The organism is Lactobacillus rizhaonensis (assembly GCF_036246345.1).
In the GTDB taxonomy this organism is placed as follows: Bacteria; Bacillota; Bacilli; order Lactobacillales; family Lactobacillaceae; genus Lactobacillus; species Lactobacillus rizhaonensis.
This window is the reverse complement of the sequence record NZ_BTTV01000002.1, coordinates 24,137-48,795: the sequence shown is the minus strand read 5'-3', so window position 1 is coordinate 48,795 and position 24,659 is coordinate 24,137. Positions and strand designations below refer to the sequence as shown.

Genomic DNA, 24,659 nt, shown 5'->3' with positions numbered 1-24,659 from the left:
TTCAATAAATTTTCGTTCTCTACTTGTTTAATTGCAAAATCAAATTGCCGTGATTGACTTCTGTATCTTTATTTTCAGTTGTAAAGCCTTTTTTATATTCCGGGAATAATACCATGACAGTAGTTTGTTTACCGGCTGCTTGAATAGCTTTTAAATCCATTTTTGCAAGAGGATCGCCGGCAGCTACTTCTTGACCGTCTTTTACTAAAATGGTAAATCCCTTGCCGCCTAAATCTACAGTATCAATCCCCATATGCAATAATATTTGCACACCCTTTTCACTTTCTAAAGTAATTGCGTGCTTAGTAGGAAACACTGAAATTACTTTACCATTAACAGGTGAAAAAATATCACCGGTAGTGGGCTGAATAGCAAAACCGTCTCCGACTAATTTTTTAGAAAATGTTTCATCATTAACTTTTTCAAGTGGAAGATATTCACCATCGACTGGTGCTAAGACTGAATTATCATCAGTAGGAACAATTATTTTGCTTTCTCGATGATTAACCCGTCTCTTATTTTCCGGTAAAATTGGCTTGAATTTATTCCAGGTAAGAATAAAGATAATTGGCAAAATAAATGCAATTAAATTACCTATGACATACGGCTCAATTGGTCTTGCAACTGTTAAACCAGGAAGTACCGTCAGTCCTTGCGCTAAACCTTTAACATTGAACAACTTCATGTAAATGCCGCCGAAACCAGCTCCTAAGAATGAGCACACAAAAGGTACAATACTATATTTAAGGTTAACTGCAAATATTGCTGGTTCTGTTATACCAACCAAAGTAGGAATAAAACTTGAAATGGCAATATCTCGATCTTTGGACTTTTGCTTTAAAATTAAATACATTCCAATGCAGCCACCACCTTGCGCAATAATTGAAACTGACCAGATAGGCTGAATATAGTCAAAACCTGTTTGTACAATTAAGTTTGCTTCAATCCCCTGAATAGCATGCTGGGTACCTGTAACAACAAGTGGCTGCAATCCAGCTGCAAAAACAAACGCGCCTAATGCACTCATCTTCATATAGAGGAAGTTAATAATACCACCTAAAATATCACCAATCCACAAGCCGAGTGGTCCAAATAATAAGAATAGGGATAAGTTGGCTGCCAGTAAAGTAATTGTCGGTACTAAAATATATGAGACAATTTGAGGTACGTATTTGGTAGCAAACTTTTCTACTTTTGCTTGGAACCAAGCGGTTAAAATAGCGGCAAAGACACCGCCCTGAAAACCAACTGCAGCAATTTTTAGACCAAATAGGTTCCAGTATGCCGGGTGCACTTGACCTAACACAAAAGCGTTTCTGTCAGCCAAATCAGGAGAAATCATGACAAAGCCAACCAATATTCCTAAAATTGGATTGCCACCAAAGCGTTTTGTTGCAGTATACATTACTAAGACAGGAAGTATTTTGAACGTAGTAGCAATCACATTCAAGAACTTACAAAAATCTCCTACATAAACACTTTGCTGTGCTAAGGACTTAGTCATACCAAACATACCAGGAGTGGCAAGCAATGATCTCAGTCCTAAGATCATAGCAGCACCAATGAAAGCTGGAATTATAGGAATAAAGATATCACCAAAAACCTTGAAAGCCTGTTGAAACTTATTCTTATTTTTCATTCCTTCATCTTTAATTTGATCTACTGAAACTTCCTTTGTACCTGATACCTTGACAAAAGCATCATAAGCTTCTTCAACTGCTCCCGGCCCAAATACTATTTGCAATTGACCACTATTGTATATTACTCCTTTAGTACCTTCAATATTATTAAGAGCATCCTGATCCGCTTTGTTAATGTCTTTTAAAACTAATCTTAATCTAGTAACACAATGAGTGGCACTAACTACGTTATCTGCGCCACCAACATTTTTTAAGACTTTTTGCGCAATTTTATTATAATCTGTCATATATTTTATCCCCTTTTATCATTTACGATAATCGTTGGAAAATTCTATTTGCTCAACATGAAGGGCTCCATTAGTCACTGTCATACTTAAGCCATGACCAAATTTATGATAAACGCGGGCATTTAAGGCAGTACCATCTAAATAAATAGTCAGGATATTATCATCCACGATTATTTTAAGATCATATTCTTTACCAGCCCGTAAATTGATTGGTCTGTTAAGTCCCTTGTTCATCATTTGATACCACCTGTAGCAAGGATTCTTATCCAAAGTTAAGCAATTCTCATCCAAATTAAATCTGAACTCATATGATTCATCTGTTGCAGAATTTTGATAAAGCCTTACAGAAAAATCACTGACACTAGAGCTGAATTTGATTTTGGCATGAAAATAAAAATGTTCACCCGTGTTTTTAATAAGTTCCTTTTCTTGAAGTGTGTCCGTGGTTTGTAATTCTTGTGGCGCAATTTCTTGTTTATTTGCGAAAGCTGCACAGATTTCTGCAATAGGGCGGACGCCTAAAGTATTATCTGAACGCTGGTAAATTTCTTGCGGTACAAAAGTACCGCCCCACTCATAGTTGTTCATGTCATTTAGATCTGTTTTGGTTGGTACCCAGCCAAAAAGTACTCGCCGCTTGCCATCAAAAGCCGTACGCGCAGCATAATAAGCACGCCCGTCAAAAGCTTCATCTTTAGGCTTAAGCCAAGGACCAGCGAGACTTTTACTCATTCTGTAGAAAACCTTATTTTTTACACTGTATTCCGAATAAACCAGATACCACCAATCACCCATCTTAAACAGCTGTGGCATTTCAAACATAGTATATAAATTTGGTGCCCAAAAATCGCCTTCAAACTGCCAATTTTCGAGGTCTTTTGAAGTATATTTTACAAGCCGTCCAGTTAGTTTGTGCTTATCTTGACCTTTACGCGCTCCTAAAATTAACAGATATTCTTTTTTACTTTCATCCCAGATAACTGACGGATCTCGCCAATTACGATTGTCATAGCCTAGTTGAGGTTCAAGTTTTAAGGCATTTTTTGATTTAGTCCAGTGAACAAAATCTTTACTAGTGGCATGCAATAAAATCTGCGAAGTCTTCTTCTCTTTTAAAAATTCCTTATTAAATCCTGTATAAAAAGCATGAATACTGCCATTAGCTTCAAAAATAGATCCCGCATAAATAAATTGATCCCAATCTTGATCGCTACCACGTTTTAATACTTCTCCATAATCCTGGTAGTGCACAAAGTCTTTAGTTGTTGCCAGAGACCATCCAAAAGGATCAGTAATAGGGCCATTTATACGTTTATCTCTTTGGTGATATATATAAAACTGACCATCTTTAGCATACGGCATAATGTCTCCTACCCAGACATCTTTTGGCTGATAATAAATTCTTTGATTATTGGTTGGCATTGATTTTGTCACTTCTCCTTGTTAGCACTTTCATTTATATATCGTAATATACTGCAACCCGTTACATATGTCAACCGGTTACACATTACAAATTAAAAAAGTCAGCTCTTAAACTGACGAGTTTTACACGGTATGACCTAAATATAGGCTAACAGGAAGGTCCAGTCGATCTGTTTCTTTTTTACCATTAATTTTATTAATCAATTTTTCTGTTGCTACCTTAGCTATTTGAGCAATTGGCTGCCTGATTGTTGTTAATCTGGGATTATATAGTAAAGTTTGCTTTGCCCCGTCAAAGCCAATAACTTTGACGTCTTCTGGCACCCTTTTATGGTGCATTTCCAAATAAAAAATAGCTAATGAAGCTAAAAGGTCGTCACCCGCAAAGATACCATCAATTTGAGGATGACTTTCCAAATAATTCTCAATAGTTTTTTTCTTTTTAGTAGCATCCCATACAAACGGAACCTCTAAGATGTTTTCTGGTAAATTGTTCTTTTTTAGTAAATCCATGTAGGCAATTGAGCGATCGTTAGCCGGTAATTTGACAGAACTATCTCCCCTAATATCAAGAATTTGCTTACAGCCATGATTAATTAATAGTTGCACTGCCATTTTCCCACCAGCATAATTATCACAAGCAACCGTTGTAGTATTCCTACCTAAATCACGGTCAATTGCAACTATTGGTAGTTTGGAATTTTGATAACCAGACACATGTTTATTATGTGTCCCCACAATTATGCCATCTACCTGGTTTTTGCGGAGCATTGTTAAATATTCAATCTCTTTTTGAGGATTATTCAAGCTGTTGCATAACAGCAGCTTGTAGCCCTGCTGGGCCAAGAGATATTCAATGTCTTGGATTAGTTCAGCTTGAAATGGGTGAACATTTGAAGGAAAAATTACACCAATTGTATACGTTCTTTTTTTATATAATGCACGAGCTAGATCGTTGGGGTAATACTCTAATTTCTTCATGGCTACATGCACTTTATCACGAGTTTCTTTACTAATATAACCGCGATTATTCAAAACTCGTGAAACTGTAGCCGTAGAAACATGGGCTTCTTCTGCCACTTCACGTATTCCAATCTTTTTCATATTTAAAATTCCATCCTAGATTCAATCTTGTAATGTTTTAAGCCCTACTGCCATGGATTTTATACAATACGGTATTAAGTTAAAGAAATCTACTTATGATAGGGACTGCCACTATTAATCATAAAGCTGCGATAAATTTGTTCAATCAAAACGACCCGCATTAACTGATGGGGCAAAGTCATTTTACCAAAGCTCATTAAATCGTCTGCTCTTTTATCCACTTCAGAACTTGTGCCTAAACTGCCACCAATAACAAAAGTAAGATCAGAATGTCCGTAGGTTGCAAGGTCCTTTATCTCGTGCGCAAATTCTTCACTAGTTCGCTGCTTGCCATTAATTGCGGTTACAAAAACGTATTCTTTATCTTTTATTTTGCTCAGGATTCTTTGTCCTTCTATTTTTTTGACATTTTCCTGCTCCGCTTGGCTAAACTTTTCTGGTGTCTTCTCATCAGGAACTTCAATTAACCGTATTTTAACAAAACGGCTCAGCCTTTTTTGATACTCAGCAATAGCATCCTTAAAATACTTTTCTTTTAATTTACCCACACAAACAATTTTAATATTCATAACTGCTATTTTATCCCCCAATTCCCAAAGTTTCCACTTACCTTTTCCACAACTGTGTAAAGTTAAAAACTACATTTTGTGGTCTTTACCTTTAGTAAGCGAATAACTTGTGTTTTGCTTATTTTTTTAAATTTATCAGGCTAAATTTACCCACAGTGAGATTACTTATAGGTAATTTTCACAAACTTTTTACCCTAAAATACTGCTGTTAAGCCTTGAACAACTGTTTGATCTAATTAATTTTCACTATTATTTACACACAATTCACAGGTTTTCCACAATTTATCCTAACTGATTTTTCGCATTTTATGCACAATCCACAAAGTTATCCACAGCTATCAACAAGATTTTTATCTTTGTGTTTTACTTGACAGCTATTAATTCCGAACTTTATTTTGTTTCCCAATAATAATATTAAGAAAAAAGCTATACTTATGTTTCAAACCGCATAGTATAGCCCTTTTTCTACTTAATTCTGGAATATTTTTGATTTAGTCCGATTGCAATTTTACTCGCAAATTGATTTCTTTTCCGTTACGGTTAACGGTTAAATTGACGTTATCTCCGACTTTGTGATTATACAAAATGCTGTGTAACGAAGCAACATCTGAAACAGCTTTGTTGTCAACCTTAATAATTACATCGCCTGCTTTAACTCCTGCTATAGCAGCCGCGCTGTGCTTGGTAACCGAATCTACATAAATACCATTTTTAAGATTAGATTTGATGTTAAGGTGGTTTCTATAACTGGAAGGAATGCCTTGTAAAGCAATTACTTTAACTCCCAGTTGTGGACGCACAATCTTACCTTTCTTAACCAATTGATTAACGATAGTTACTACTTCATTGGAAGGAATAGCAAAACCCATTCCTTCAACTGATGTACCATCGCTTGATTGAGAAAGCTTCATTGAGTTGATCCCAATAACCTGTCCTGCAGAATTAACTAATGCACCACCTGAGTTACCAGGGTTAATTGCTGCATCTGTTTGAATAACTGTCTGCTGATTAGCAGATGAAGTGGTGATGCTACGTGCAGGAGCTGAAATTATCCCCTGAGTAACCGTAGAAGCATATTCACTACCCAGAGGAGAGCCAACCGCAATTACTGTTTGTCCTGCCTGTAAGCTCTTAGAATCACCAAATTCAGCCGTTTGAGTGACATAGCTGCTGTCAATTGAAAGTACAGCTAAGTCTGTTGTAGCATCCGTACCAATGATACGTGCATTAACTGTTTTACCATTAGACAGCATAACCTGAATTTTATCACTACCAGAAACGACGTGGTTGTTGGTAACAATATAGCCCTTATTACCCGACTTGGTGTAAATTACTCCTGAGCCTTCGCTATATGTTTGCAGCTTTCCTTTGCCCTTATTATCATTATCATCGTAATCGCCGAAAATGTCGAAAAGGGAATTGCTGCTGCTTGTCTGTCGTTTCATATTAATAACTGAAACCACAGCACCTTTAACGTCATTATAAGCTGGAGTCATTGTCCCGCTAGTTTTAGCACTGTTTCTAGAGGTTTTAGCACTGCTGGAGCTAATACTAGTCTGTGCATTATTATTCATATTAGCATTATTAATTTGATCTAAGGCCACATATGAGGCCCCACCACCTATAAGTCCGGCTACAACACCAATAATAGCAGTCTTCAAAATGCCATGTTGCTGACGACCAGAGTTTTGATTATTCATCATTTAGTCTCCTTTATATATCTTTTTTACTATACTAACCAAATTTGAAAAAAGGTAAAAAATTTCCTTAAATTTGTACTAAATTAGTTGGCTGGACCGGGTCGGTCAAAACAATTTTAACATCACTGGGCAAATTAGCATCTCCGTCAACCATTATTTTTTTAGCAGCATTGTAAGCTAACTTTGCCGTATTATTGTGCTGACTCCTGTGTGCCAAAAAAATATGTTCTGTTTTACTTGTTACTACATCCAGCAGAGCCTGCCCTGCATCATCGTTTGATAAATGACCAACATCCGATAATATGCGTTGTTTTAATCCCCAGGAATACGGGCCATTACGCAGCATCATGTCGTCATAATTAAATTCCATGAGATAGGCATCTGCGTCTGCAATTACACTTTTTACTTTACGGGAAACATAACCGGTATCTGTCAAAAAGGCCATTCGTTTACCGCCGCTTGTAAAAACATAATATTGTGGCTGAGCCGCATCGTGACTGGTCGCAAAAGCAGTAACATCCAAATCACCAAATGTTTTTGTTTGCCCCGGTTCAATAACATTAATTTGTTCAACCGGTATCTGCCCAATTTTTTGCGTTTCAGTTAAATATTCCCAGGTACCACTATTGGCAAAAGCAGCGATTTGAGGGTAGCGTCGCATCAAAACCCCCAATCCTTTACTATGATCTGAATGGTCATGGCTTAAAAAAACCATGTCAATATCTTTAATATCAACGCCAACTTCACTTAGCAACATCTTGATTTTTTTGCCTGACAAGCCGGCATCCATCAAAATCTTATGCTGTCCAGTTTCGATCAAGCTGGTATTGCCAGTCGAACCGCTGGCCAAAACGGAAACCTGCACCGCATTCTTTCCTTCCTAATTTTTCTGTACATTAACATTATATGAGCTGCCCTGCAAGATTTGTGCTGTAAATGCATTAACTCTTTTAACAGTGATATTCTTAGTAGTCTTATTTTCTACCTGAATTAACCAAGTTGGTAATAAAATAGTACTCCCGCGAACATCGGTTAATTTAGAATAACCCAGGCTAACCTGCATTACACGTGAATTGTTGACAATTTCCCTATCAGTATACATTGCTTTGACAGCATGCCAGGCACTGATAATTAATTGTGGTTCACGTACAGCATTAATAGGCCCCATATAAGAAATAGTATAGTTAACAATTTGATTATCACGCACATTAATTGTTAACTGGGCATCACTGTCATAAATACGGCCATAGTCAGTATTTTGTACATAACAATAGGTATTATCGCCTGACATACTGGGTTCGAATTTAAATTCTTTACCGTAAGGAACATTTTTAGGATCATTTTTAAAATCCTCTAATTGTTGTAAATTCTTTTTACGATTTCCACTGAGCAAAATCAGGGATTTTGGTGTACCAGTTAAAGAATTATCGCTTTTAGAATAATGGGTAGTAACTTGCGTTAAACTACTGCTTTTACGAGAAAGATAGTCGCGATTCTTAACTGCTAAGTAATAACCAGATTGTTGCTTATGCGAAATATGGAGGGGAATATCAATGCCGTCAGCACGCATCTCGGCCCGGATACTTGTTGCAGTTGAACCGGATGTATCACTTAAGCTAATAGGAGAACGCCAAATTTCGATTCCTAAATAAATATCAATTAACAAGAAAATAATGAAAAATAACCATTCTATTCTTTTACGGTCCATCTTTATTTCCCTTCTTCCATTATTGCCTGTTTATATTTATTTAAGCTCAGAAAATCAACTTTTTCCCATTCAGCCAAACTCTTCCATTGATTATATGCTTTAACATAATAACCCGGTACTAGATTAACCAGGTGGTCATGTGAATTATCTTTTTCTACACCAAAAGCCACTATTATGCGCTGAATTTCTTCTTTTCTCATACCGGCATTAACTAATCTTTGCATTACCGTTGCACTCGATGGTAGAGTTTTTGTTTGCCCATCAAAAGGTATCGGAATTTGTAAATCCGTATTGTTAAAGTCAACTTTAACTGCATCTCCAGTAAATGACGTCACTACTTGAGGACTGCTGTTATCCCAAAAGACGGGTATCCCTTCAACATAATTAGCATAGCTAATAGAATCATCCGTTGTATCAAAATAACGTAAATCTTGTTCACTCAAGCCAAGTTTATGAACAAAACTGACACTTTCCAGCAGTTGATCGTTCAGCGTTTTGTCTTTGCGCTTTTCATAACGTGTATAGTGAAAATCATGGCGGTCAGTTTTAGCCTTTGGGACTCTTAAGTTGGTATAGTAGTTAAGCGAATAAGTAACCCAGCCTTTTTTATTTGAGCGTGTAGTTACATTTGTCGTGCCTAGAAGGCGAGAAACAAAGTAAGAATCGGTTTGCGTATTTGTCAAATAGCTGTATATGCGCCAGTGGTCTTGTTTGGTGAAAAAAACCTCATAACAATTTTTGAGACGCACAAACTCAACGGGGATCTTGCCCCGAGCGTTACTAGCATAACTACGCAGCTTATTAAAGTTGCCCTTAATTAAATTAATACGGTAAATGGTATAAGTCTTATCATTACCTAAATAAAGGAAATCATTACTATTTGTGATGAAGACACGGCGAAATTTCGGATCGCCTTTTTTTACGTTCTTCTTAGTAAACAAATTAATGCTGACTTCTTTAGGAAAGCTTAACTGGATGCACTCCGAATCATGCAACATTTCTTCATATTCTTTTTTATCCGTACTAATTTTCTTAATATTACGGTATTTTACCCCTTTTACTTCTTTGACAAATTCCAGTGGTAAATTCTTTTTAGCATCATACAAGCGGTACAACTGACCATTTTTAAAACCATAAGAATTAGTAGGAATATAAAGATTGGAAACAATCCGATCGCGGCGGCTGCGCGTTTGTTCTGTTACCCTGCTGGTCTGGCTAATATGATTGAAATACTGGTCATTAGTCATGATAAATATCCAGAGTACAATTGACAGACCGAAAACAGCCAAAGTTCCTATTAAAAGCAACGCGTCGCCAAGCTTAAATTTAGACTTCATCCCAATCATCCCCTTCACTCATTGGTTCATAAGGCAGTGCAATATAAAAAGTAGAGCCCTTTCCTTCACTGCTGTTGGCCCAAATATGACCGTGATGTTCTTCCACTATTTCTTTAGCAATCGCCAAGCCTAATCCTGTGCCACCCTGAGCCCGTGAACGAGCTTTATCAACGCGGTAAAAGCGATCAAAAATTTTAGTTAAGTCTTCTCGTGGTATACCCAAGCCTTGATCGGCAATACTCAAAACAATGCGTTTTTGCTCTGAGTGTAGTTTTACCGTGATCACGCCACCATCAGGCGAATATTTAATGGCATTGTTCATGATGTTATCAATTACCTGCGCAAACTTGTCAGTATCGATTTCTACCCATAATGCCTGCGTACCCAATTCACGAGTAATGGTATACTTTTTGTTTTCCTTTTTATCCGTTTTAACAATCATGTCGAAGCGATCCAAGATATGAGCTACAAAATCGTTAAAGTTAACCCATTCTAAATCAACTTTGGAAACTCCCCTGTCCATTCTTGACAGACTGAGAAGTTCACTGATCATTCTAATCATGCGCTCAGTTTCTTCTTGCGTTACCTGCAAAAATTTGGGGGCAACATTGGGATCTTTCCATGCTCCTTCATTTAACGTCTCAATATACGCGTGTAAACTAGTAAGTGGCGTACGTAATTCATGGGAAACATTAGAAACAAACTGCTTTTGTGAATTTTCATTCTTCTGTTGTTCAGTAATATCATGCAAAACACAGACACTACCAGAAACAAAGCCGGTAACTCTTTTAATAAGAGAAAAACTGGCGTGTAGAATGACTTCATCCCTTGTTCCTTTACTCAGGGTGATTGCTATACCTTTCTGGTTGGCAATTAAATCTTGTGAGGACTCTTTTAAGCCTAAAACTGTAGCGATCGGCTGATTAATGATTTCATCTTCCGTTTGGTTTAAAAAATTGAGCGCCATTTGGTTGACAACATTAACATTACCATGCCGGTCAGTTGCAAGAACGCCATCACTCATATGAGACAGTACGCTGTCCAACCTACGCTGTTCACTTTCAGATTCTTCTTGAGAGCGCTCAATTCTAACAGACAAGGTATTAAAAGCCTGACCTAACTGCCCTAATTCATCGTTGGAATAGATTTTTACCTGACTTGAATAATCACCATCAGCAATATTAAGTGCCTGGCTTTGCATTTCCTCAATGGGCTTAGTAATCGCATGGGAGACTACTAAAGATAAGATTGCACCCATTACTGCTGCAATCATAGATGTGACCAAAAACATCAATGAAATATTGCGCAGGTCATTAAAAACCCCCTGCATTGACGCTCGGACATAAATTGCACCAACAGTATTGGCGGAGCCGTTACCTGCGTTCAAAGGGGTAACTTGCACCATATAGTCTCCGTTTTCATTGACAACTTTAGTTGCCTGTCTGCCAGTTGAAGTTACCTGCTTAACTAAAGTATTATTGACACGCTGACCAATCCGGTTTTTATCATTTAGGTTTGAAACTGCACGAATAATATCCTTATTGTCTACAACAATAATTTCACTAATCGTACCTATACCATTGCTGTAGTCATTGACAATTCTGTTTAAATTACTGTCAGTATGCTTATTGTCTTTTAGTAATTGCGTTGACAACTGGTTAGAAACTATTGGCAAAACTTGAATGGATGATTGAAAATTTTCAATACTGTTTTGTTCCAATTGACGGGTAAAATAGGCACCAATAACTTCAATGGTAGCGATGATCATCGCCATGAACACAATAGCTAAAGTAGTATTTATCGAAATGGTTAAATGTTTAAACTTATTCTTGAATTTTTTCATAGTTTTACAAAATTAAATAAAAAGAAAGCCGCGCTTGCTAAATACTGCGGGGCTTTCTTTGTTAGTCTTCATTAGGCTGTTTAACGTAATAGCCAACACCGCGACGAGTTACTAAAATCTGCGGCTGAATTGGATTATCTTCAATTTTTTCACGTAAACGGTGCACAGTAACATCAACTGTCCGGACATCACCGAAGTAGTCATAACCCCAAACAGTCTGTAAAAGATGTTCCCTGGTCATTACCTGATCCATATGCTGGGCTAAATAATAGAGCAACTCAAATTCACGGTGAGTCAGCTCAATCTTTTTACCTTCTTTTTCAACAATATAAGCATCTGGCATAATTACCAAATTGCCAATAGTAATATTTTTCGTTGAACTATCATCGCCAGCACTTTCATCTTTTTTAACAATATTACGCCGACGCAAATTAGCCTTCACCCGTGCCACTAGTTCACGGTTAGAAAAAGGCTTAGTCACATAATCATCTGCACCCATTTCCAGACCCAAAACTTTATCAATTTCAGTATCTTTAGCCGTAACCATAATTATGGGCATATCATGCGTTTGTCTTACTTCACGAGCTACATCCAAACCATCTTTTTTGGGTAACATCAAGTCTAAAATCATTAAGTCAGGATTGTATTCGTCAACTTTTTTGATGGCTTCTTCACCATCATATGCAGTGTCAACGTCAAAACCCTCTTTTGTCAAATTAAATTTAATAATATCAGAAATCGGTTTTTCATCATCAACAACGAGAATTTTCTTTGACATCGAAAAGCCCCCTTTTGTTATCATTATACTGGTTTTTAGTTTATTAGCCAAAAAAGTCATCAAAATTTAATAAAAAAACTTGCATTTCATCGAAAATAATAGCATAATAGTCTCCGTTGGTTATTTGTAATAACGCTTATGGGTGGCTAGCTCAGCTGGCAGAGCAACGGACTCTTAATCCGTGGGTCCAGGGTTCGAACCCCTGGCCACCCATTGATTATTAAAGACAGCAATCACTTGATTGCTGTCTTTTTTGTTAAACCTTTACATAATATCAAATAGTTTTTATTTGTCAATTCTGATAATCTTGCTCTAATTTTGCAAAACATCATAAATTTTATAAAATATCAAAATCATCTCTTTGATGCCTAACCAAAATTTTTTGGGTCAGTCAAAGGCTAAGTAGAATTCTTCATACTTTTTTATACAAAAGCCTTGTCAAAAAGCAAATTAATTGTTATCATAATTAACTGTCAACAGAAATGATAACGGGTGGCTAGCTCAGTTGGCAGAGCAACGGACTCTTAATCCGTGGGTCCAGGGTTCGAGCCCCTGGCCACCCACCATAATAAAAATAGCACTGCAAGTAGTCGGTGCTTTTTTTATTGCCTTTTTTAATTAATTAAATTTTAGGTGACGTTCCGGTCACCTTTTTTCATTTTATAATCTGCAATATCTGTCAAAATTGCCTCTGCCGATTCCTTGATCGAGCCTTCTGCCAGTTTACGCTCTTTTCCGCCAAGTGTATCCTCTTCAAGCCACCATTTTTGAAGAGTTGCGAGTGGAAAAGGACTGCTCTTTTTATCATTGTTTTTTACTGTTTGTGCAAAAGAAATATCTAAATAATAAACAAAAGCTCCTGCACCGAATTCATGAATTATTTTAGTTAGAGTTGGGCCATAAATCTTTTTGGGCAATATCCCTTCTAATATAATTATGGGATAATACTGCCGGCCCCACATTACCAGTGAGTCTATTAGACTGGCAGTTGGTGCTGCTACTTTTTCCTTAACATGTAAAAGATCAAGGCGCAATACATCTTCATGCAAAAGTAAACATCTTTGGTAGCCAAACTGTTTTTGCAAATAATTAGCTAAAACGGTTTTGCCACTGCCTGAGTTTCCTCTGATTAAAATAAAAATTGGTGCCATGAAATAAATTTCCTTTCAATGTAAGAACATCTAGAGCTTGCGTTACTATTTAAGCTATATTATTAGCCCTTTGCCATTTTAATATTAGAATAATACACGTAAGATATAATTAATAATCAATTATAAAAAAGGTAATATTATGAAGAAAAAATGGTTAATTGGATTAGGCAGTATTCTTAGTGTGCTGCTGCTTGCAACCATGCTGTGCCATACTTTTAAAAAGACAAGCCCTCAGCTGAATGAAGAAGTTAACTCCACATACAAGAAAAAAACGCCTTTTGCAGCAGTGCCTACCATCTATTTGCATGGCTATGGTGCGGGAGCACGATCCACTGCAGGCATGATTGCATATGCTCAGCAGCATAATGGTGCTCAAAAAGTCTTAACTGCCAGAATCTCTGCTAGCGGCAAAGTTGATTTACAAGGAAGTTGGCCACGCGCTACTAAACGACCACTTATTCAAGTGATTTTACAAGATAATAAAAACAGTAATTACTATACTACCCGCGAGTGGTTTTATAATTTGATTTTACTCTTAAAACAAAAATATCACATTAAACACTATAATACCGTTGCTCATTCCATGGGAAACATCATGACACTCGCCTACCAGCTAAAATATGGTAAAGACAAAAACTTGCCACGATTAAAAAAACAAGTCAATCTCGGTGCGCCCTTTAACGGCATCATTGGCATAGATGAGGAGCCCAACCATAATTACCTGCTCAAAAATGGGCGGCCAAAATATATGACTCCATCATACCGTTACTTTTTAAAGCACCGTCATAATTTTCCCAATAATGTTTCTATATTAAATATTTTTGGTAATAAAGAAGACGGTACTAATTCAGATGATGATGTCAGTTGTGTTTCAGCACAATCTTTGCGTTACCTGCTAAGAGGCAAGTGCAAGTATCATGAAATTGAAATTAAGGGTGCAAATGGTCAGCACAGCAAATTACATGAAAATTACAAAGTTGATCGGATCATTGGACAATTTTTGTGGTCAAAATAATTTTTAATTTTAAGTTATTTTAATATTTTTATCATAATTTTAGCGTATAATAAAAGAAAAAGTACGTTTTTAGTAACAGGAGAAAAATGATGAATCCACTATTTGAAAATTTCATCTCAAAGTTAGCCCTTAATTTATCAACTTTGTCTACCGCTGAGCAAAAATATACATTAGATTTTTACCGGGATTTTCTACTTGATGGTGACTTTCAAACAAAAGAAGAAATTATTAGAGAATTAGGAACTCCAGACAGCTTGGCCCAACAGATCAAACGTGACTATGTTAAGTTTTTAACAGCAGCCACTTCTTCCGCTAATGCTCCCCATGCCAGTGATAATTATTTTAACGGTTTGCGCGTTAAAAGATATCCGCGCAGAGAGCGTACTATTGCTCTTGGAGACTTCAGTGAAGTAAAGCTGGAAGTATTGGACACTGATGTAGTGATTCATCAAGGTAAGCAATTTCAAGTAGTAGTGGCAGATTATAGTAGTCGGCCAATACAAATAGATTTAGTTAAGCAGACATTAGTAGTTAAAGAGTCTCCCACTGAACAAAAAACTCATGTGCTTATGTTCAACAGACTTACCAATGCCAGCCGTGTAGAAATTACCGTTCCTAATGTAGATTCGTTAACTAGAATTAGCGGACATAACCGCGATAGCGACATTATGTTACAAAATCTCAGTCTCAATAATATTGTACTTAACTTGCATGATGGCGACTTATACTTAAATAACGTTCAAGTCTCAGACCAACTAACCTTTTTTGGCAGAGACTCTGACTTCTTTGTCACCCAATCAAAAGTTGCTCAGTTATCAAGCAGAGTTCATGACGGAGATCTCAGCTTTAAACGCAGTATCCTTAAGCAAATAGTCGTCAAAACAGGTGATGGCGATGTAGAAATTAACCAATGTCACGCTAACCTCAACCTAGAAGCAAGAGACGGAGATATTAAGATTGAGCGCAGCCAGCTTACTAGCAAAAACATTGTTAAAACTGCAGATGGTGATTTGAGGTTAAGCCATCTTGCTCACGAGATCAGCGTCCAATTAAAAACAAGTGATGGAGACATCATTTATCACCATTCCAATATTGGCAACAGCTTTAATAGCCAAAATGCACAAAGTGATTCTCTAAAAGCAGTTTCAAGAGACGGAGATATTATCATTAGCTAGAAATACATAAATTAAAAAGATACTACCTAATCAATTTACTATCACATATATTTCTATATTTCACTTATTAACATGAAAAAGGTTCGACCTGTTTCTCCACTTATATGTGGGGTAACCCACTTTGATCATTAATTTAAATTCTAGCCAGTATTATGGCTGGCCCAAAACCTGATAACTTGAGCTTATTAGGTTTTTTCTGTTTTCTTCAAGATATAAAGCTTCTTCTAAAAAGTTGCACTACTACAACATTTTAAAATCGAATAACCTCATCCGCTTTAGCTATTAAGTCATCATCATATGTGTGGGTTACATATAATAATGTAACAGGTAAACTTAAAAGCTTACTTTCTATTTTTTGCAAAGTTATTTTATCTATTCCAGAAGAGAATTCATCCAAAATTAACACACTTTTTTCTCGAAGTATTAGTCTTGCCAATTCAATTCTCTTAGCTTCTCCTCCTGAAACTTTTGTATCTGAATTTCCAAGATTCATATTCAAAGATTCGGCATTAGCCCATTTAGTTAATTCTACGAACTTTAACACTTTAATTATAGTTTCATCCGGATAATTTTTATATAAAGTTAGGTTATTACGCAATGTAGTCGCAAAAACGTGACCATCTTGTGGTAAGTAACTGATATTTTGATAAATTTGGTTATCAGTAAGTCGGGTTATATTTATTCCATTTAAGAAAATCTCTCCCTGGTAGTCATCTAATTGTTTGGTTATAAGTTTGATAAAAGTAGACTTACCACTACCGCTTTTACCAACAATCAAATATTTTTTCCCAGCTATAATTTTAAGACTCAGTGAATCAATAATATTTTTTTCTTTAAAAGAAACACTTACATTTTTTAATTCGATACTAGAAAAGGGCGCAATGGCTTTATCGTTTTCAAAGGTAATGGTTTCTTCGCCAGTTTCCTTTTCTATAGAGTCAAATACCTTTTTTCCTCCGATCCATTGAGAAAATAGATCAGAAAAACTGTAAATAGGAAAAGAAATATTCGTAACTAATTGAGTAAATGCCACAATTTGGCCTATTGATAAATTATTCTTCATAATAAAAAACGTGCCAATTAGCCATGTACCAAAATACAAAAAATCAGAAAAAGTTTTATTGAGAACTGTAACTGTATTTTCTGTTTTTAGCTCTTCTTTTTCACTATGTAATAATTTTTCATTGATTTTGTTTTCTTCTGTAACTACTGCAGCTTCAGAACGATTTACCTTCCAGTCTGTTAGACCAGAAAATAAGTCGTTTGTTTCATTAACATAGTCATTAGTTGCAGCAATTGTGCTACTCTTTTTTAATTGTAATTTTTTCCTGAAAATTATTGGTATCAAAATATTAGGAATACTTAAAATAATAGCAAATACTGCCATCACTGGGTTTATTATCCAAGAAAGCAAACTGGCAGCCAAAAATTGTAGTAGTAAATATAATCCCCAAAAAAAGGTATAAAAATAATTTTGCCCTAAATTATCCATTTGGCTAGTTAATAGTGAAATGTATTGCCCAGATTCATTTGAATTAAGTGTTAGCAATCTTTGTTTGGACAAGCGTTCAAAAACTACATTACGATAGACCGATACAGCTTCTCTTGCCAGATATTGTGAATTTAGCTGCTGCAAATAATATGCCAGAGACTGAACCAAAATAAATAACAATACATTGATAACCAAGGACACGTATTTATTCAAGCCCTTGCTTGAAGCCACGTCCATAATGTACTTTAATACCAGCGAATTTGAAACCATTAATAGCGCCAAAATAATGGTTAAAATAAGGTAAACTATTACCCTTTTAGGATCTTTTTTAAAAATATATTTCACTTACAACCCCCTAATATAAATTTATTGGTAGTAGAAATATTCGCATAAGGTGAGCTTAAACCCTTTTGTACTCCCTTATTATTTTTTATAAGGAGCGTGTTTAAGCCCAAATTTTTCAAAAAGCGACATTTCGAAGTATTTGTTCTTAGAACTTTATTTAAGTTTTTTTATTAATTCATCATGCAATCCTGGTTTTAAAAATTCTCAATAACTATTAAATAATATTTAAAATTAAGTTTTATAATATTGCAATCTTTTTATTATAATTTTTATAAACAAAAGCTGTATTAAATTAATAACCGCCAAAGTATGCCAGCACAGAGACGGTTATTTTTTGTCCTAACATTTTGAGAAAGGTCGATTGTTCATTTTTCGGGATATTTATAAAAAAGTTATGGCTTGGTACTTGCTAATTTCTGCGGCCTAAATTAAAATATTATATAACATATAATATTAGGGGAGGCAAAGCATGGCAATCCAAATACCAACTCGTTTGCTAGATGGTGCGGTTTTAGCTTTTCTAAAACAAGATGATCTGTATGGCTACGCTTTGACACAAAATGTGCAAAAGATTTTTTCTATCTCCGAGTCAACTATCTATCCTGTTTTACGAAGACTGAAAAAGGATAACTGCTTAACAACTTACGATGAACCTTATCAAGGACGTAATCGACGCTATTACCACATTACTGCTGAAGGAATAACGATGTTAAACTCAATTCAAGATGAATGGCTAGATTTTAGTGCAAGAGTTAATCAAGTATTAGGAGGACAAAATGACCAAAGTAATTGATGATTATATTGCCGAACTTGAACAAAACTTAGTCGATTTGCCTGCAAAAGACCGTGAAGATGTCGTTGAATTTTACCGTGAATTTTTATTAGATGGCGACTTCGTCAGACGTTCTACAATTGAGGCGGAATTAGGAACCCCTAAGCAGCTGGCAATCAATATTCTAGCTGATTATTCAACTAAAGATGACTCAGCACCCGCTAAAACAGAAACTCCACGATCAAATTTAAAGGCCAGCTGGTATATATTATTGGGTATTTGTGCTGCTCCGATCGGGATACCGCTTATTTTGGTAATTTTATTCGTAATCTTCTTTTTACTGGCTATTTTCTTTGGCTTATTTTTTGCTTTAATAAGATTTTTGTTTAATTTTTTTGTTGGTGGCGGTTTAAACTTTCTGAAGTCGCTATCTCTCCTATTCACCAGTGATTGGCCAACAGGCTGCGTCTATTTAGGTAAATCGTTAATTTGTATCGGCGTCATCCTGCTGTTACTCCCGTTTATTGTCAAACTAGGCCAAATTTTAATTGCCAAGTGTACCCAAATTATTAGAAACTTAGGTAAAAACCTGCTTAAGAAAAATTACTTTCAGACGCGTTCTGAAAAGAATACCAATGAGGATAAATAAAAATGAAAAAGTTTTATAAAATCTGTGGACTAATCTTTGGCCTGATACTGCTTATTGGTCTCATTCTTCTAGTCGTATTTAGATTAAATGATAACCCATCACATGATTATAATGGTAAACACGCTCATTATAATGCAAGCAAGACTTTTTACGTAAAAAAGTTCGACAGTATTAAGTTAGCTTGTTACAGACCCGATATCAGAATTTCACTTAAGGATATTAACAAGTTTAAAGTGGTGGTTAGAGGTGGTCACGGAGCAGACATCAAAAAAATAAAAACCAAGGTCGCTAACAATCAGCTCACTATTTCGGATCAGCCAGAACATCATTATAATGATGGTTATTATGCAGTCGACATTTATATTCCTGCTAAAAATGCAGTGAAAAAGATAACTGGTTTTTGTGAAGAAGGCGATTTTTATATCAACAGTTTAAATGTTCCCCGCATCAATTTGACAATAGAAGATGGCGACGTTTTGCTTAATAAGCTTACTGCGAAAAGCCTTGACCTCAATTCAAATGACGGTGACCTCAAAGTAAACCAGTCAACTTTTTCACGTAGTTCACTAAAACTAAATGATGGCGATGTTAAAATTAGCGACTCTCAAATACTAAATAACAGCTCAGTTATATTGAATGACGGCGACTTTTCAATGTCAAACGCCCCTAAGATCAACTATGTATTGACAAACCATTCGGATGATAAAATCATGTTTAAAGGTTCTTACCATTCCAACCATTTTGCAAAAAAAGTTAAAAATAAACCCGTATTAAAAGTTACCAGTATGGATGGCGATATTTTAATTAATTAGTAGGGAAGTAAATTTTACTTAGATGTGTTAGTAGCACCCATTTAAAGCTTAAAAATTTAGCCAAAACAAGGAGGATAGCAATGAAAAAGTTTTACCAAATTAGCGGGCTGATCGTCATTATTGGCATCATTTTATTTATTTTTGGCCATGCAAAAGGCGGCAATGAAGATATCAATAGCACTACAACTAATATTGGCAATTTTTTTAATCATAATCAAAGAAGTAGAAAATCCCACCACGTAGTAGCCAAAAAACGTACTTTTAATGTAGATAAGTTTTCTAAGATTAATATTGACGCCGAAGAACCCAATATCCAAATCAGTAAAGGAAACGACTTTCAAGTTACTATCAGCGGTCCTAATATCAAAAAGATCAGTGCTAAAGTTGAAGACGACCAGCTGACCATTTCTGACAATAATGCTTATGAGGACGGGACTTATCAGGTAAATGTTACCGTTCCGGCAGATGACTCTATCACAGAAATAACAGGATCATGCTCTGAAGGCAATATTCATTTAGCTGACTTAACTATCGCTAACCTCGACTTGCAGGTTGAAGATGGTAATGTTAGCGCTGAAAACGTGAAAGCTCACAAAGCCAATTTGGATCTGGACAATGGCAATTTAAAAATTTCGAACTCTGCTTCGACAAGTGGTATTTTAAACTTGAGTGAAGGTGATTTAAACGTTATAAATAGTCAATTTAAAATTAAGGCAACTTTGGGTGATGGTGACGTCAGAGTCAATGATTCCAAATTACTGGCTGACAGCTCCTTTAATCTAAGTGAAGGAGATTTCCAAATGAGCAGATCTCCTAAGGTCAGTTACCAGTTGTCAACTTCTTCAGAGGATGAACTTATATTGCATGGTAATAACTATCACAAACATTTTGCTAGAAAATTAAGGGGTGTGCCTCTACTCAAAGTTTCTTGTGGTGACGGTGATATTCTCATAAATTAACTTCCATACAATTTGCAGCTGATTAAACTCATAAAGCAAAAAGGGTGGGATTGATTTTTAAAATTTATCCCAGTCTTTTTAAATGGTTATTTTAGTTGACTAAATCTAATACTTTATTTTTTTATTGCTTCACTTAAACTAGCATGATATTATAAGATAAAGTAAAAATTAAATTAGTGTTAAAAAGATAAGAGATAATTTAATTATGAAAATACATATTGACGGAGACTTTGATCAAGAATTTGAAGCTCATGATGAAAAAGTAGAATCACAAGAAATTGATTTGGAAAATTTTAGCAACATAGATGTTAAAATAGCCGCCTCTGGTGTTTCTGTTCAAGTAGGCTCTGATTTTCATATATCAACTTATGACATTAATCCTGATCGGATAAAAATTCGTGTGGTGGAGCAAACCCTTTTTATTCGTGCACGAAAGCCTCATTTTAACAAAAAAGTTTATATTCGCAAAATTAAACCTAAAATAACTATTACCATACCTCAAGCTACAGAGCTCAATGAAGTCCAGATAATTGACTTTGCTGGCAACATTGACCTAGCTGGATTTAATATGCAGAAACTTGATGTCAGAGCAAATGCTGGTTCCTTAAAATTACAAGACATCACGATCCAAAATAAAGCCGAAATGGTGCTAGACGCTGGTAGTTTATACATCAATCACTGTAAGATGAATTCTAATGCAAATCTGGCTGCTGGAACTATCAGGGTCACAAGCTTGCAAGGGAAAAACCACTTTAACCTAGCCGCTGGCTCATTAAAAATGATAGATGATGAAGAGCATAAGACAGATTACGATTTATTTGCCACTTTAGGATCGATCTACTTTCATGGCAATAGAATGGGCAAGCATTTTTACAAGCATGAAGGCAATGCCAACCAATTAACTGCTATCAGCTCGGTTGGCTCAATCAAAATTCAATAAAAGAGCAGACCTCCTAAGGCAAGCTACCAGTAAGCAACTGCTTCAGATGATGAACTTGTATTTCACGGTAATAACCTATCACAAAGATTGTGCTAAAAATTAAAGGGTGCGTCTTTACTCAAAGTTCCCTGTGATGACGGTGACATTCTTATAGATTTAACTTCTATATAATCTGCAGCTAATTACCAGCATAAAGCAAAAAGATTTGAATTGATTTTTGAAATTAATTCAAATCTTTTTAACTGTCTAGATCAAAGTAATAAATACAAAGTTTAATTTTTTATTGCCTAGCTTAAACTAGCATGATATCATAAGGAAAAAATTAAATTAGTGTTAAAAGATAAGAGATAGCTTAATTATGGAAATACATATTGACGGAGACTTTGATCAAGAATTTGAAGATGAAAAAGTAGAATCACAAGAAATTGATTTAGAAAATTTTAGCAACATAGATGCCAAAACATATGTTGCTAATGTTACTGTTCAAGTGGGCGCTGATTTTCATATATCAACTCATGACATTAATCCTGATCGCATGAAAATTAGTGTGGCAGAACAAACTCTTTTTATTCGTGAGCAAAAGCCTCATTATCCTCAGAATAATCAGAAAAAAATTTATATTTGCAAAGCCGAATATAAAATGACAATTACGGTTCCCCAGACTGCCGTGCTCAATGAGGTACGAATAAACGACTTTTCCGGTAGACTTAATTTGAGTGGCCTGAATATGCAGAAACTTGATGTCAGAGCAAATGCTGGATCCTTAAAATTACAGGACGTCACGATTCAAAACGATGCTAAAATACGTTTAGATGCGGGTAATTTAGATATCTACCAGTGTAAGATGAATTCTAATGCAAATCTAGCTGCTGGATCTGTCAAGATCAAAGGTTTACAAGGAAAAAACCACTTTCAACTGGCTGCCGGATCACTAAAAATGTTAGACGCTAGAGATGATCAGACTGATTATGATTTATCTACTACTTTAGGCTCAATTTATTTCCACGACAGTAGAATGGATAAGCATTTTTACAAGCATGAAGGTAGTGCCAATCAATTAACTGCTATCAGCTCGGTTGGCTCAATCAAAATTCAATAAATAAGCAGGTCTCCTAAGATCAGTTACCAGCTTTCAATCGGCTTCGCATGATGATCTTGACTTTCATGGCAATAATCATCGCAAACACTTTTCTAAAAAATTAAAGGGTTTACCTTTGCTTAAAATTACAAGTGGATACGGCGATATAGTTATTAATTAAAAATTCCAAAAGTTTTGAGTTGGAAGCTTTTGTCACATTAAAATAAATATAAGAATAAAAATCTGTTATTTTTATTCCTATATTGACTAAATCAAGTTGCGGTGCTAGTATTTACCAAATATAATATTAAGCCTAGATTAAAGAAAGAAAATTACAATGAAAATTAATTTTAATGGTTCACTTGACTTTCAAAATAAACCAGATCCTGAACCACATGAAATTGACCTATCCTCATTTACCAACATCATAATAGATCTTTATGCCTTTAGCATTGATATTCATTCTGGAACAAATTATCATGTAACAATTTGTGGTAATGACAAAGACTATGTAACTGCTGAAGTTAAAGAACAAACTTTATTTATTCGTGAAAAAGGACATAATTCTCATAGTTTTACTTTCAATTATTCTTTCAAAATAAATAAAATAATAGTTACTATTCCAGAGGATGCACCGCTTAACACACTGCAAGCAAATGAACATGCTGGAAGTGTTTTTTTATCTGACCTTAATATGCAACAGTTTAAATTGAAAAATGAAGCCGGTTCAACAAAATTGCTCAACGTCACAATAACTGAAGATGCAAAGCTTAATCTAGAAACAGGCAGTTTGTCAATCAACAACTGCAATATAAACCTAAAAGCAAAACTTTCTGCTGGTTCGGTTAAAATTGATAATTTACAAGGAAAAAGTCAATTCATACTCTCTAGCGGATCATTTAAAATGATTGACGACAATAATACTAATATAGGTTATGATTTATCTGCTGATGTCGGGACAATATATTTTCACGGTAATAGAGAAGGCCGGAGCTTTTATTGCCCAGGTGACGATCAAAACCAAGTAACTGTTCAGTGTGGAGCGGGCTCAATCAAAATTGTATAAAAAAGTCTTACCTTAACCTATTCAGGCAAAGGTAAGACTTTTTTAATGCAAAGATTAGCGCTGAACATCAATTATAAACGAGTTAATATCTCCTCGATATTTGGCAATCGAATATTCAATTGGCCGTTCATCCCTTGTTAGTCCTCGAGTGTGAAAGTAGAACACCGGCTTATTTACTGCAATGTTTAATAAGTTAGCGGTAGTTTCGTCAGCTTCTATTACTTCCAATCTCCGAACCACCCGCGTAACTTTTAAATGGTATTTTTCAAGAGTACTATATAAAGATTCCTGGGCAAAATTATAATTAATCAATTCAGGTATCCTCTGTTTAGGCACATAAGTTGTAACTAAAACAATCGGTTGATCATTAGCATAGCGCAGCCGCACTAATTTAAAAACCGGTGCTTTCTCAGGCAGCTGTAAATTTTTGCTTACTTCGGGTGTAGCTTTTTCTTCATCAAAGTATAGTAGATTAGTTTTAGGATAGATACCCTTAGCGCTCATTTCTGCACTATAGCTTTCAATCAAATGGGTAAATTCTTGCTCAATCTTAACCTTTTTAACTAGTGTCCCTCGCTTACGCTTTCGCTCCAGATAACCTTGATTAACTAACAATGAAATTGCTTGCCGCATTGTTGGCCTGCTCACTTGATATTTATCCGCTAATGCAGTTTCCGGTGGAATAATTGTATTTTGCGGGTAAAAACCAGTTTGAATTTTATTCAAAAGATCATTGGCAATTACTTGGTATTTAGGGAGTGCTTTTTCTGCCAATTTATTCCATCACTTTCACATTACTAATTATGTCATTATAAAA

21 protein-coding genes, 2 tRNA genes and 2 pseudogenes are annotated in these 24,659 nt (G+C 35.5%); 11 read left to right on the top strand and 14 right to left on the bottom strand.

The features are described 5' to 3' along the window. Nucleotides 1-19: 19 nt before the first annotated feature. The 11 genes and pseudogenes from AAA915_RS03490 to yycF all read right to left on the bottom strand — a co-directional run. Nucleotides 20-451 (bottom strand): annotated as a pseudogene (locus AAA915_RS03490) (PTS sugar transporter subunit IIA); the annotation flags it as partial. 57 nt (nucleotides 452-508) lie between these two features. Beyond that, nucleotides 509-1,927, bottom strand: a pseudogene (locus tag AAA915_RS03485) (PTS transporter subunit EIIC); the annotation flags it as partial. Nucleotides 1,928-1,945: 18 nt separating this feature from the next. Further along, nucleotides 1,946-3,349: a family 43 glycosylhydrolase gene (locus tag AAA915_RS03480; RefSeq protein WP_338199905.1), complete on the bottom strand. Its 1,404-nt coding sequence runs from the start codon at nucleotides 3,347-3,349 to the stop codon at nucleotides 1,946-1,948. Between the two features lie 123 nt (nucleotides 3,350-3,472). Further along, a complete protein-coding gene (locus AAA915_RS03475) occupies nucleotides 3,473-4,453 on the bottom strand; it encodes a LacI family DNA-binding transcriptional regulator (RefSeq protein WP_338199903.1) in 981 nt (326 codons plus the stop codon). 89 nt (nucleotides 4,454-4,542) lie between these two features. After that, on the bottom strand, nucleotides 4,543-5,022 hold the full coding sequence (rlmH, locus tag AAA915_RS03470; RefSeq protein ID WP_338199901.1) for a 23S rRNA (pseudouridine(1915)-N(3))-methyltransferase RlmH: 480 nt from the start codon (nucleotides 5,020-5,022) through the stop codon (nucleotides 4,543-4,545). Nucleotides 5,023-5,513: 491 nt separating this feature from the next. Further along, entirely contained in the window at nucleotides 5,514-6,725 is a 1,212-nt protein-coding gene (locus AAA915_RS03465; RefSeq protein WP_294603485.1) for a S1C family serine protease, read from the bottom strand. A gap of 64 nt (nucleotides 6,726-6,789) precedes the next feature. After that, a complete protein-coding gene (locus AAA915_RS03460) occupies nucleotides 6,790-7,587 on the bottom strand; it encodes an MBL fold metallo-hydrolase (protein WP_122025503.1) in 798 nt (265 codons plus the stop codon). Nucleotides 7,588-7,602: 15 nt separating this feature from the next. Then, nucleotides 7,603-8,430 (bottom strand): two-component system regulatory protein YycI, encoded by an 828-nt coding sequence (locus tag AAA915_RS03455; protein ID WP_046324125.1) that lies wholly within the window; start codon nucleotides 8,428-8,430, stop codon nucleotides 7,603-7,605. A 2-nt stretch (nucleotides 8,431-8,432) separates the two neighbouring features. Then, nucleotides 8,433-9,767 carry a hypothetical protein gene (locus AAA915_RS03450; protein ID WP_338199896.1) on the bottom strand — a complete coding sequence of 445 codons (1,335 nt, stop codon included), beginning with the start codon at nucleotides 9,765-9,767 and terminating at the stop codon, nucleotides 8,433-8,435. Further along, a complete protein-coding gene (gene walK, locus AAA915_RS03445) occupies nucleotides 9,757-11,610 on the bottom strand; it encodes a cell wall metabolism sensor histidine kinase WalK (protein WP_174794753.1) in 1,854 nt (617 codons plus the stop codon). The genes AAA915_RS03450 and walK overlap by 11 nt, the downstream gene beginning before the upstream one ends. A gap of 61 nt (nucleotides 11,611-11,671) precedes the next feature. Continuing rightward, nucleotides 11,672-12,388, bottom strand: a complete 717-nt coding sequence (yycF, locus tag AAA915_RS03440) for a response regulator YycF (RefSeq protein WP_046324122.1) — start codon at nucleotides 12,386-12,388, stop codon at nucleotides 11,672-11,674. A 140-nt stretch (nucleotides 12,389-12,528) separates the two neighbouring features. Between yycF and AAA915_RS03435 the strand changes: the two genes are divergently transcribed. Both AAA915_RS03435 and AAA915_RS03430 read left to right on the top strand, forming a co-directional pair. Continuing rightward, nucleotides 12,529-12,601, top strand: a tRNA-Lys gene (locus AAA915_RS03435). Nucleotides 12,602-12,878: 277 nt separating this feature from the next. After that, a tRNA-Lys gene (locus tag AAA915_RS03430) sits at nucleotides 12,879-12,954 on the top strand. A 63-nt stretch (nucleotides 12,955-13,017) separates the two neighbouring features. Here AAA915_RS03430 and AAA915_RS03425 read toward each other — a convergent pair. Further along, a complete protein-coding gene (locus AAA915_RS03425) occupies nucleotides 13,018-13,539 on the bottom strand; it encodes a P-loop NTPase family protein (protein WP_338199892.1) in 522 nt (173 codons plus the stop codon). Nucleotides 13,540-13,678: 139 nt separating this feature from the next. Here AAA915_RS03425 and AAA915_RS03420 point away from each other — a divergent pair, with 139 nt between their 5' ends. Then, the gene (locus tag AAA915_RS03420) at nucleotides 13,679-14,554 is read left to right on the top strand and encodes an alpha/beta hydrolase (RefSeq protein ID WP_338199890.1); all 876 of its coding nucleotides are present in this window, start codon (nucleotides 13,679-13,681) and stop codon (nucleotides 14,552-14,554) included. 89 nt (nucleotides 14,555-14,643) lie between these two features. After that, complete coding sequence (locus tag AAA915_RS03415) at nucleotides 14,644-15,729, top strand: DUF4097 family beta strand repeat-containing protein (protein WP_338199888.1); 1,086 nt, start codon at nucleotides 14,644-14,646, stop codon at nucleotides 15,727-15,729. A gap of 250 nt (nucleotides 15,730-15,979) precedes the next feature. Here the strand turns inward: AAA915_RS03415 and AAA915_RS03410 are convergent, their stop codons facing one another. Continuing rightward, nucleotides 15,980-17,566 (bottom strand): ATP-binding cassette domain-containing protein, encoded by a 1,587-nt coding sequence (locus AAA915_RS03410; RefSeq protein WP_338199886.1) that lies wholly within the window; start codon nucleotides 17,564-17,566, stop codon nucleotides 15,980-15,982. A 469-nt stretch (nucleotides 17,567-18,035) separates the two neighbouring features. Here AAA915_RS03410 and AAA915_RS03405 point away from each other — a divergent pair, with 469 nt between their 5' ends. From AAA915_RS03405 to AAA915_RS03375, 7 genes are all read left to right on the top strand, one after another. Continuing rightward, nucleotides 18,036-18,359 (top strand): PadR family transcriptional regulator, encoded by a 324-nt coding sequence (locus AAA915_RS03405; RefSeq protein WP_294604646.1) that lies wholly within the window; start codon nucleotides 18,036-18,038, stop codon nucleotides 18,357-18,359. Then, nucleotides 18,343-18,987, top strand: coding sequence for a DUF1700 domain-containing protein (locus AAA915_RS03400; RefSeq protein WP_338199884.1), 645 nt, complete (start codon nucleotides 18,343-18,345; stop codon nucleotides 18,985-18,987). The genes AAA915_RS03405 and AAA915_RS03400 overlap by 17 nt, the downstream gene beginning before the upstream one ends. A 2-nt stretch (nucleotides 18,988-18,989) precedes the next feature. Further along, nucleotides 18,990-19,799 carry a DUF4097 family beta strand repeat-containing protein gene (locus tag AAA915_RS03395; protein ID WP_338199882.1) on the top strand — a complete coding sequence of 270 codons (810 nt, stop codon included), beginning with the start codon at nucleotides 18,990-18,992 and terminating at the stop codon, nucleotides 19,797-19,799. Nucleotides 19,800-19,879: 80 nt separating this feature from the next. Next, nucleotides 19,880-20,758: a DUF4097 family beta strand repeat-containing protein gene (locus AAA915_RS03390; RefSeq protein ID WP_338199880.1), complete on the top strand. Its 879-nt coding sequence runs from the start codon at nucleotides 19,880-19,882 to the stop codon at nucleotides 20,756-20,758. Between the two features lie 205 nt (nucleotides 20,759-20,963). Then, on the top strand, nucleotides 20,964-21,698 hold the full coding sequence (locus tag AAA915_RS03385) for a DUF4097 family beta strand repeat-containing protein (RefSeq protein ID WP_338199878.1): 735 nt from the start codon (nucleotides 20,964-20,966) through the stop codon (nucleotides 21,696-21,698). 358 nt (nucleotides 21,699-22,056) lie between these two features. Beyond that, nucleotides 22,057-22,797, top strand: a complete 741-nt coding sequence (locus tag AAA915_RS03380; protein WP_338199876.1) for a DUF4097 family beta strand repeat-containing protein — start codon at nucleotides 22,057-22,059, stop codon at nucleotides 22,795-22,797. 316 nt (nucleotides 22,798-23,113) lie between these two features. After that, nucleotides 23,114-23,842: a DUF4097 family beta strand repeat-containing protein gene (locus AAA915_RS03375; protein WP_338199875.1), complete on the top strand. Its 729-nt coding sequence runs from the start codon at nucleotides 23,114-23,116 to the stop codon at nucleotides 23,840-23,842. A 54-nt stretch (nucleotides 23,843-23,896) separates the two neighbouring features. On the opposite strand, the gene AAA915_RS03370 is transcribed toward AAA915_RS03375, so the two are convergent. Further along, complete coding sequence (locus AAA915_RS03370; protein WP_338199873.1) at nucleotides 23,897-24,616, bottom strand: GntR family transcriptional regulator; 720 nt, start codon at nucleotides 24,614-24,616, stop codon at nucleotides 23,897-23,899. Nucleotides 24,617-24,659: the final 43 nt, after the last annotated feature.

Excerpts from the sequence above, each read along its gene's own strand:
- AAA915_RS03480 (WP_338199905.1), bottom strand. The coding sequence starts at position 3,349 with ATGCCAACCAATAATCAAAGAATTTATTATCAGCCAAAAGATGTCTGG.
- AAA915_RS03475 (WP_338199903.1), bottom strand. The coding sequence starts at position 4,453 with ATGAAAAAGATTGGAATACGTGAAGTGGCAGAAGAAGCCCATGTTTCT.
- rlmH (WP_338199901.1), bottom strand. The coding sequence starts at position 5,022 with ATGAATATTAAAATTGTTTGTGTGGGTAAATTAAAAGAAAAGTATTTT.
- AAA915_RS03465 (WP_294603485.1), bottom strand. The coding sequence starts at position 6,725 with ATGATGAATAATCAAAACTCTGGTCGTCAGCAACATGGCATTTTGAAG.
- AAA915_RS03455 (WP_046324125.1), bottom strand. The coding sequence starts at position 8,430 with ATGGACCGTAAAAGAATAGAATGGTTATTTTTCATTATTTTCTTGTTA.
- AAA915_RS03450 (WP_338199896.1), bottom strand. The coding sequence starts at position 9,767 with ATGAAGTCTAAATTTAAGCTTGGCGACGCGTTGCTTTTAATAGGAACT.
- walK (WP_174794753.1), bottom strand. The coding sequence starts at position 11,610 with ATGAAAAAATTCAAGAATAAGTTTAAACATTTAACCATTTCGATAAAT.
- yycF (WP_046324122.1), bottom strand. The coding sequence starts at position 12,388 with ATGTCAAAGAAAATTCTCGTTGTTGATGATGAAAAACCGATTTCTGAT.
- AAA915_RS03425 (WP_338199892.1), bottom strand. The coding sequence starts at position 13,539 with ATGGCACCAATTTTTATTTTAATCAGAGGAAACTCAGGCAGTGGCAAA.
- AAA915_RS03420 (WP_338199890.1), top strand. The coding sequence starts at position 13,679 with ATGAAGAAAAAATGGTTAATTGGATTAGGCAGTATTCTTAGTGTGCTG.
- AAA915_RS03415 (WP_338199888.1), top strand. The coding sequence starts at position 14,644 with ATGAATCCACTATTTGAAAATTTCATCTCAAAGTTAGCCCTTAATTTA.
- AAA915_RS03405 (WP_294604646.1), top strand. The coding sequence starts at position 18,036 with ATGGCAATCCAAATACCAACTCGTTTGCTAGATGGTGCGGTTTTAGCT.
- AAA915_RS03400 (WP_338199884.1), top strand. The coding sequence starts at position 18,343 with ATGACCAAAGTAATTGATGATTATATTGCCGAACTTGAACAAAACTTA.
- AAA915_RS03395 (WP_338199882.1), top strand. The coding sequence starts at position 18,990 with ATGAAAAAGTTTTATAAAATCTGTGGACTAATCTTTGGCCTGATACTG.
- AAA915_RS03390 (WP_338199880.1), top strand. The coding sequence starts at position 19,880 with ATGAAAAAGTTTTACCAAATTAGCGGGCTGATCGTCATTATTGGCATC.
- AAA915_RS03385 (WP_338199878.1), top strand. The coding sequence starts at position 20,964 with ATGAAAATACATATTGACGGAGACTTTGATCAAGAATTTGAAGCTCAT.
- AAA915_RS03380 (WP_338199876.1), top strand. The coding sequence starts at position 22,057 with ATGGAAATACATATTGACGGAGACTTTGATCAAGAATTTGAAGATGAA.
- AAA915_RS03375 (WP_338199875.1), top strand. The coding sequence starts at position 23,114 with ATGAAAATTAATTTTAATGGTTCACTTGACTTTCAAAATAAACCAGAT.